Source organism: Ideonella azotifigens (genome assembly GCF_006519715.1).
GTDB classification, from domain to species: Bacteria; Pseudomonadota; Gammaproteobacteria; order Burkholderiales; family Burkholderiaceae_C; genus Ideonella; species Ideonella azotifigens.
Map to the genome: position 1 here is coordinate 1 of NZ_VIDT01000238.1, position 7,628 is coordinate 7,628.

6 protein-coding genes are annotated in these 7,628 nt (G+C 68.6%); 2 read left to right on the top strand and 4 right to left on the bottom strand.

The window, feature by feature from the left end:
- Positions 1-1,293, top strand: a 1,293-nt coding sequence (locus tag FKP22_RS32105; protein ID WP_211361420.1) for a TolB family protein, incomplete at its 5' end; no start/stop codon positions are given.
- A gap of 205 nt (positions 1,294-1,498) precedes the next feature.
- Entirely contained in the window at positions 1,499-3,415 is a 1,917-nt protein-coding gene (locus tag FKP22_RS15295; protein WP_141288334.1) for a hypothetical protein, read from the top strand.
- 49 nt (positions 3,416-3,464) lie between these two features.
- Here FKP22_RS15295 and FKP22_RS15300 read toward each other — a convergent pair whose 3' ends face one another.
- The 4 genes from FKP22_RS15300 to FKP22_RS15310 form a co-directional block, all read right to left on the bottom strand.
- Complete coding sequence (locus FKP22_RS15300) at positions 3,465-5,963, bottom strand: PAS domain S-box protein (RefSeq protein ID WP_170200919.1); 2,499 nt, start codon at positions 5,961-5,963, stop codon at positions 3,465-3,467.
- A 149-nt stretch (positions 5,964-6,112) separates the two neighbouring features.
- The gene (locus tag FKP22_RS15305) at positions 6,113-6,421 is read right to left on the bottom strand and encodes a hypothetical protein (RefSeq protein ID WP_141288336.1); all 309 of its coding nucleotides are present in this window, start codon (positions 6,419-6,421) and stop codon (positions 6,113-6,115) included.
- On the bottom strand, positions 6,364-6,630 hold the full coding sequence (locus FKP22_RS32110; RefSeq protein ID WP_170200920.1) for a winged helix-turn-helix domain-containing protein: 267 nt from the start codon (positions 6,628-6,630) through the stop codon (positions 6,364-6,366). Before FKP22_RS32110 ends, FKP22_RS15305 begins: the two co-directional genes overlap by 58 nt.
- A gap of 368 nt (positions 6,631-6,998) precedes the next feature.
- The coding region (locus FKP22_RS15310) for a SulP family inorganic anion transporter (RefSeq protein WP_141288337.1) at positions 6,999-7,628 on the bottom strand (630 nt) is incomplete at its 5' end.

The following is a 7,628-nucleotide window of genomic DNA, read 5'->3' on the forward strand; positions in this document are numbered from 1 at the left end:
GGCCAACGGCTGCAGCTTCGCCGCCTGGCGGACGGACAGGAACGCACGCTGGCCGAGGCGCCCGCCGGCCTGGGCTATGGGCAGATGGACTGGTCGCATGACGGCAAACACCTGGCGGTGATGCTGCTGAAGGACACAGTGGCCGGCCTGCTGCGGCTGGACGTGCAGAGCGGCGAAGCGCTGCAACTGATCGAGGCCGACAAGCCGATCTGGGCCATGGCCTGGCGGCAGGACGACACCGCGGTGGTGTTCTCCGCCGGCTTGGCGGGCGACTTTGCGCTCTGGCAGGTGGACCGGGATGGCGGCGCGCCGCGGCGCTTTTCGCGGGTGGAAAACGTGACCAGCCTGACCGCCATGCCCGCCGGGGCGAACGGAGCGGGGGCTGCAGGCGACATGGCCGCCAGCGTGCAGCTGTTCGACGACCACATCGAGCGCTACGCCGCGGCCGATGGGCAGGCGCAGCTGCAGCTTCGCGAGGCCATCCGCTCCACCAGCCGCGACCTCTACGGCGACGCCTGCGCAGACGCGGAGCACGTGCTGTTCATCTCGTTCCGCTCGCGCCGCATCGGCCTCTGGTACCGCGACGGCGCCCAGGCTGAGCCCCACGAGCTGCCGCTGCCGGAAGACGGCACGCCCGAGCCGGCGGGCTGCAGCCCGGACGGCAAGTTCTACGCCACCGCCATGACCCCGCTCGCCGGCCGCCCCGGCAACCGCCTGGTGGTGGGCCGGCTGGACGGTCCGGCCGATGCCAAACCTCAGGTGATCGAGCTGCCGGCGATGCTGTCCAACGCCAGCTGGAGCGAGGACAGCCGCTCGCTGATGCTGGTCTCGGACGATCACAACGGCAGCGCCGCGCTGTGGCGCTTCGATCTGCCCACGCAAGGGCTGACCCAACTCTCCGGCGACCAGGCCCGCTTCGGACAGGAAGTGCGCACCGAGGGCCGGCGCTGGCTGTACTTCAGCCGTGAAGGCCTGCGCGGCCTGTGGCGCCGGCCGCTGAACGACGACGGCAGCACCGGGGGTCCCATCGAACTGGTGCTGGAAGACCTGGCACCCAAGGACTGGGGCAACTGGCGGTGGCGCGATGGCGCGATCTGGCGCATCTCACGCAGCGCCAGCGCCGACCGGGTGCTGCGCCGGGATGCCGGCGGCCACGACCAGACAATGCTGGAGCTGCCGGCCGGCGCGGTGGGCGCCTACCGCTCGCTGTCGGTCGATGGCCGCGGCCAGGCGCTGGTCACACGCAAGGGATCGGCGCAGGCCGACCTGGTGCGCGTGCCAGAAGCCCCCTGAGCTGCGCCTTCCGCAGGGCACGAAAAGGCAACGGCTGCCGGTTCCATGACCGCCATGCCGGCAGCAGGCTGGTTTTTTTCTGGAATCCCTTGGTTTTTGCTGGATCGGCTGGCCAGCCCCTTCCATGAGGAACACCGGTTGCGAAACTGGCTGCACACACACCGGCAGATCGCTCGGTGATGCGCACCACCGGAGTCTCTTCATCATGAGCCAAGCAGTTCCCCGCAAGACCGTCCTCGCCCTGGCGCTGGCCGCCCTCAGCCCCTGGGTCCAGGCCAAGGTGGCCGAAGTCGAGCCCAACAACAGCTGCGCCATCGCGCAGGACATCGGCGCCGCACCGGGCACCTCCGTCACCGGCGAGATCGTCACCGGTGACGTGGACTTCCACCGCGTCACCGCCACGCCCGGCAAGCTGCTGCAGGCCAACCTGTCGGCCAATCTCGGCGGCGGCGGCAGCTTGCTGGACAGCATCGTTGGCGTGTTCGACAGCAGCTGCCAGCAGATCGCGATGAACGACTACGCCGGCCCGGACATGGACTCGCGTGTGCTGTTCAAGGTGCCAGCCGATGGCGTGGTGATCTTCGCCGCCGCCGGTTTCCCGGACTTCTTCTTCGAAGGCAGCCCTTACGAACTGGGCACCTACACCCTCAAGGTCATCAAGCCGGCCGCGCCCTACCTGACCGGCACCGTCACCGAAGCCAGCACCGGCCAGCCGCTGCCGCCCAACCTCGGCCCCGTCTCGCTGCTGCACTGCGACGGCCCGGGCTACGACACCTGCCGCGACGAAGTGGTCACCCTGCCGGTTGCGACCGACGGCAGCTTTGCGCTGTCGCTGGGCGGCATGGACCCTGGCTACTACCAGCTGCACACCGTGCCCAACGGTTACGGCAGCACCTACTCCGCCCCCTTCGCCTACGAAGGCCCGGAGACCGTTGCCAAGATCGCGCTGAAGGTCAAGCCGCTGCCGGTCACGCTGTCCTCGCCCACCGCCTGCAAGCGCAGCACGCAAGGGGGTGACTGCAGCTTCAGCGTCACGGTCACCAACACCACCGCGTCAGCCATCGACGTCGACGTCTGGACCGTGGTGGACGCCAGCCCCAGCGGCGCGCCTTACGGCACATCCAACTTCATGACCGGTGCCGCGGCCTACACGCCGGCGCATGTGCAGATCGCCGCCGGCGCTTCGGCCGTTGTCAGCCAGGTGCTGCCGATTGCCAGCGCGCTCACCGGCGTGACCGGCCAGGCCACGGTCTACGTCGGCAAGATCGGCAAGCCGCTGGCCACCATGGGCCAGACCGGCTTCGGCTTCACCGTCACCGCCCGTGGCACCAGCAGCCTGAGCCTCACGCAGGCCAAACTGATCCATGAAGGCAATCTGCGGCGCGAAAAGGCGGCCCGCCAAGCCACACTGGGCGCCCGCAAGTCCGTTGCCGGCGCCACCACGGTCAGCTTCACCGGCACCCTGCTGAACGCTGACACCGGCACACCGGTGACCCAGCCCTTCCCGCCCTACGTCAACCTGTACGCCTGCGCCCAGCCCGGCTATGCGCTGTGCACCGGCTACATCGATGGCGCGCAGGCCGGCCTGGACGGCAGCTTCAGCATCGACACCCGCAAGCTCGCTGCCGGCCGCTACCAGTTCTGGGCCACCGGCTCCACCGGCTTCGACATCGGCTACTCGGCCACCTTCGACTACGACGGCACGACCGCACCGGTCACCAACTTCACCATCCCGCCCAAGCACATCGTCGTGGCCAACGTGAAGGGCTGCGCCAACGGCGACGCCCTGCCCGCCGGCAGCAAGTGCAGCTACAGCTACGACCTGAGCAACACCGGCACCACCGCCAAGACCCTGGCCTTCTGGACCTCGGCCCTGGTGCAACCCACCGGCTCGCCCGCCAATACCACCGCCTTCAGCGTGCCAAGCGACGGCGGCCAGGCGCAGACGCTGATCACGCTGCAGCCTGGCGAAACCCGCAACATCGCCAAGCCACTGCCGCAAATCACCAAGCTCCAGTCCGGCGCCCAGTACTTCCCTTCGCTGTGGCTGTCCACCCCCGACAAGCCCTTCGAAATCCAGGGCTTCGACCTGGTGCCCACGGTAACGGTCGTGGCGCCCTGACCGCGGCGCCTGATGCCGGGCTGGCGGACCTTCGACCCACCAGCCCGGCTCACACCACGTCCGGCAGCACCAGGTGGAACACGCTGCCCTGGCCTTCGCGGCTGCGCACGCCCACGCTGCCGCCTTGTGACTCGATGATGCGGCGGGCGAGCGCCAGGCCGATGCCGACGCCGGCGTAGCGCTTGGCGGTGCCTTCGCTGAGCTGGCGAAAGGGCATGAAGATGCGGGACAGGTCGGACCCGGCGATGCCGATGCCGTGGTCCTCCACCTCGATGCGCAAGCCCCGGTCACCGTCGCGCTGCGCGCGCAGCTGCAGCACGCCCTGGTCAGGCGAAAACTTGATGGCGTTGGCCAGGTAGGTGGCCAGCACCTGCTTCAGGCGCAGCGGGTCCAGCATGACGCTTTGCACCGCCGGCGCAATGCTCACCTGCAGCACCTGTTGCCTGGCTTGCAGCTGCTCCTCGAAGACGGCTTGCAACTCGGCCACCAGGCTGGTCAGCTCGGTGCGCTCGGGCAGCAGCGGGAGCTTGCCGGCTTCGGCCCGCGAGTACTGCAGGATGGTGTCGATCAGGCCCAGCAGTTGTTGCCCGCTGCGGCCAATGAGGTCCAGGAATTCCTCGTGCTTGGGCGAGCCGGGTGCCACGGTGCCGGAGCGCAGCAGCCTGGACAGGCCCAGCACGGCATTGAGTGGCGTGCGCAGCTCGTGCGAGAGATTGTTCAGGAACGCCTGCTGGACCCGGCTGCTTGCCTGCAGGTTGCGGTTCTCGGCCTGCAGCTGCACGGCGGCCAGCCGCAGGGCCTGGGCCTCCTGCAGCGGCGTGATGTCGTGCACCACGGAGCGGCTCATCAGGAAGCGCCCCTGATCGTCGTAGATCGCGGTCGCACTGATCTGCACCCTGCGCCGCGCACCGTTTGCCGACAACAGGTCGAATTCGAGGTCCTGGACCCGGCCAGTGGCCTGCAACAGCGGGAAGTTCAGGGCGAAGGCGTCGCGGCCTTCGTCGGTGAAGAAGTCTGTGATGCGGCGCTGGCCGATCAATTCGCTGGCAGGAAGTCCCAGCCATGCGGCGCTGGTGGCATTGACATGCACGAACACGCCGTTGGCGTCGAGCGAGTGGTAGCCGCAAGGGGCCTGGTCGTAGAGGTCGCGGATGCGCTGGGCCGACTCGGCCAGCTCGGCCTGCATCTGCTTGCGCTCGGTGATGTCGCGCGCGGCGCAATAGATCAGCTCGCGGCCGTCGATCTCGGCGGCCCGGCTCTGGACCTCGACCTCGATCAGGCTGCCGTCACGACGACGGTGCCGGGTTTCGAAGCGCTGTGTCTCGCCAACCTGGATGCCGCGCAGGCGCTCGGCCAGCTCTGTGTCCGTCATCACCGCTTCCCAGCTGCGCACGTTGCGGCCCGGCATGGCCCTGGGGGCCTGGTCCAGCATCGTGGCAAACGAGTCGCTGCAGCGCACAAGGGCGCCGCTGCGGTCCAGCACATGAATACCGTCGCAGGCCACCCGCAGCAAGGTTTCGCTGCGGCGGGCTTCGGCCAGCAGCGCACGACTGGCCGCCGTCTGCCGCCGCGCGCTGCGCAGCGCGATCACCGATCCCCCGGCCATCGCCAGCGTCAACGCGAGCAACAGCCCCAGCAACTGGGCGCGTTGCTCGTGCCAGGGCGAAAAGAAGTCCTCGGTGCCCAGGCCCACCAGGACCATCAGCGGATACGGTTTGACCTGTCGGTAGGCAGTCAGGCGCTCGACCTTGTCCACCGGGGTGACGGACATGAAGCTGCCGCTGGCCGGGTTCGCCCGCACCGCCGCGGCCAGCTCGGCCGACACCACGGCGTTGCCCACCGGCACCGGCTGCGCCGCAGCCAACGGACTGTGGCGTGCGATCAGTTGCAGCGACGTACTGCGCAGTGTCACGGCGTCCTGCGGCCCCAGGTCCATCGCGCCAAGGATCTGCTGGAAATGATCGACCGCAAGCGTGGCATAGACGACCCCGTCGAAGCTGCCATCCGGCCGCTCCAGCCGCCGCACCACCGCGATCACCCACTTGCGGCTGATGCGGGCCTGCAGCGGCTCTGACACCTGCAGGCTGTCACTGGCCTCGTCACGCGCACGCTGGAACACTAGGCGGTTGCTCATGTTCACCGGCGCGCCCGCCACACCCGGGCCATGGCGCACCAGACCGGATGCGTCGGCAATGCGCAGGCTGTCCAGCACCGGCAGCACGCGCATCTGATCGGCCAACACGGCCTCGACGACCGGGTCGGTCGACTCGCTGGTCTGGCCACTGCGGCGCAGCGAGGTCCTCACGTTCAGCAGCGCCAGATCCACCTGGGCCAGCTCCGAGGCAATCGTCTGCTGCAGCGTGGTGGCAAGGTTCTCGCTGGTGGCCTGGGCGCGCTGTGCGTGCGTGCGGTAGCTGCCTTGCAGGGCCAGCGTGGCGAGGCCGGCAAGGAACGCCAACATCACCAGGTTGGCGAGCACGAGCCACCGCGCCAGGCGTCGGTCCAGCCCGAGCGAATCCACCGTGGCTAGAGTGGGCGCAACATCCATGTCCATTCCACTGCTGCTCGCGGCGTGTACGTCGCACACCGCATCTGACGTAGCTCCCTGGCCACGCAGCCGCCGCAACAACAGCAACCGCGAAGGGCGTCGGCAGCGGACGGTTCACGCGCACTGCCTGTTTGAGTGTAGGAGCCACTTCAGCAGGCACACCCGCGTTCACCGACGTATTTTCCCGGATGGGCCTCTGTGAGAGAGCGCAACCCAGCCGGCAGGCGAGCACGTCCCACAAACGTGTGGCGGCCAGCGAACTGGCCGCAGCTCGACAGCGCCGGGCGCTGAAAACCGATGCGCGCCAGCGAAGTCTGGCCCACCTCGCCGGTGCCGACGCTGCTGACCAGCGGCACCTGCTTCATGAGCCCGATCACCTGCACAAGATCGGTGTCGCGTCTCAGAAGGGACGTGGCCGCGGAGACAGCGGCCGAGGCCGTCGGCACGGTGGTGGCCACCGGGCGTTCCTTCGCCCCGGCCAGGCTGCGGCAATCAGCTCGTCCTTGCGCACCACGCTTCCCCGCCCCTCGATCAAGGCAAGCAGCAGCATGAAGGCGGACCGGCCGATCTTGACCGGCTTGCCCTGCACAAGCAGCTGGTGCTCGTCGACCCTCAGCTCCCAGCCCTGGTAGCAATGGATCACATCGGTTGTCGCTTGCAGCTTCATGCGCCAGACAGCCGTTGATGCAGCTCGGGACACCGAGCCAGGCGCGCTGCGGGAACCTGGTTTGGCCAGCCCCTGCGAGGCCGCCAGCTCGTTTCAGCCGGCGAAGGCGCACGGCCAAACCCGCTCCGGGCGCTAAGCCCGCAGCGGTGAATGGCGCAATTCTAGTGACGGATGCCCCATCGCGGCGACTCGGGGCATGCGAGTTGAATCCGTGGCGCCACATCCGCTCACCGAGCGTCAGCGCCAGGTTACGAAGTCAAGAAAGGCCGGCCGCGCGCAGCAACCGTCAATGGCGAGGATCGGCTTGATGATGGGCCGGTCTCGACGCAAAAGCCGGTCCGTCCCGGCTCCCCGATGTCCTCCTGGCTTCAGCGTGCCATGCCGGCCTCGCGTGCCCATTTGAAGGACAGGCCGGTGTGCCGTGTCACCGCATGCGGCGGGCGATGCCATTCGACCCGGATGCCGCGCCTGGCAGCGTCGGCGCTGAATTCGTCCAGCAGGTCCCGCACGTCAGGGTCCACGAAATCGGCCCGGCTGGCATCCACCAGCAGCACGCTGCCATCGGGAATATGGGCCAGGCTTCGCTTGAGCGCCACCTTGGCCAGGAAGGTCACGTCCTTGCGAAAGGTCAGCAGCACATGGTCGTCATGCCGTGCGACGGTGAACGGCCGCAACAGGCTGACGCGCACGCTCATCGCCACGCTGAAGGCCACCCCGATGCCGATGCCGATCAACAGGTCGGTGGCCAGCACGCCGGCAATGGTGGCGACAAAAGGCAGAAGGCGGTCCGGCCCCTGGCGCGCAGCGGTGACCAGCAGCGAAGGCTTCGCCAGCTTCAGGCCGGTGAAGATCAGGATGGTCGCCAGGCAGGCCAGCGGGATCAGGTTGATCAGCTCGGTGAGCAGGAACACGCTGGCCAGCAGCAGCACGCCGTGCACCACGGCCGACTGCCGGCTGCGCGCGCCGGCGTGCACATTGGCCGAGCTGCGCACGATCAC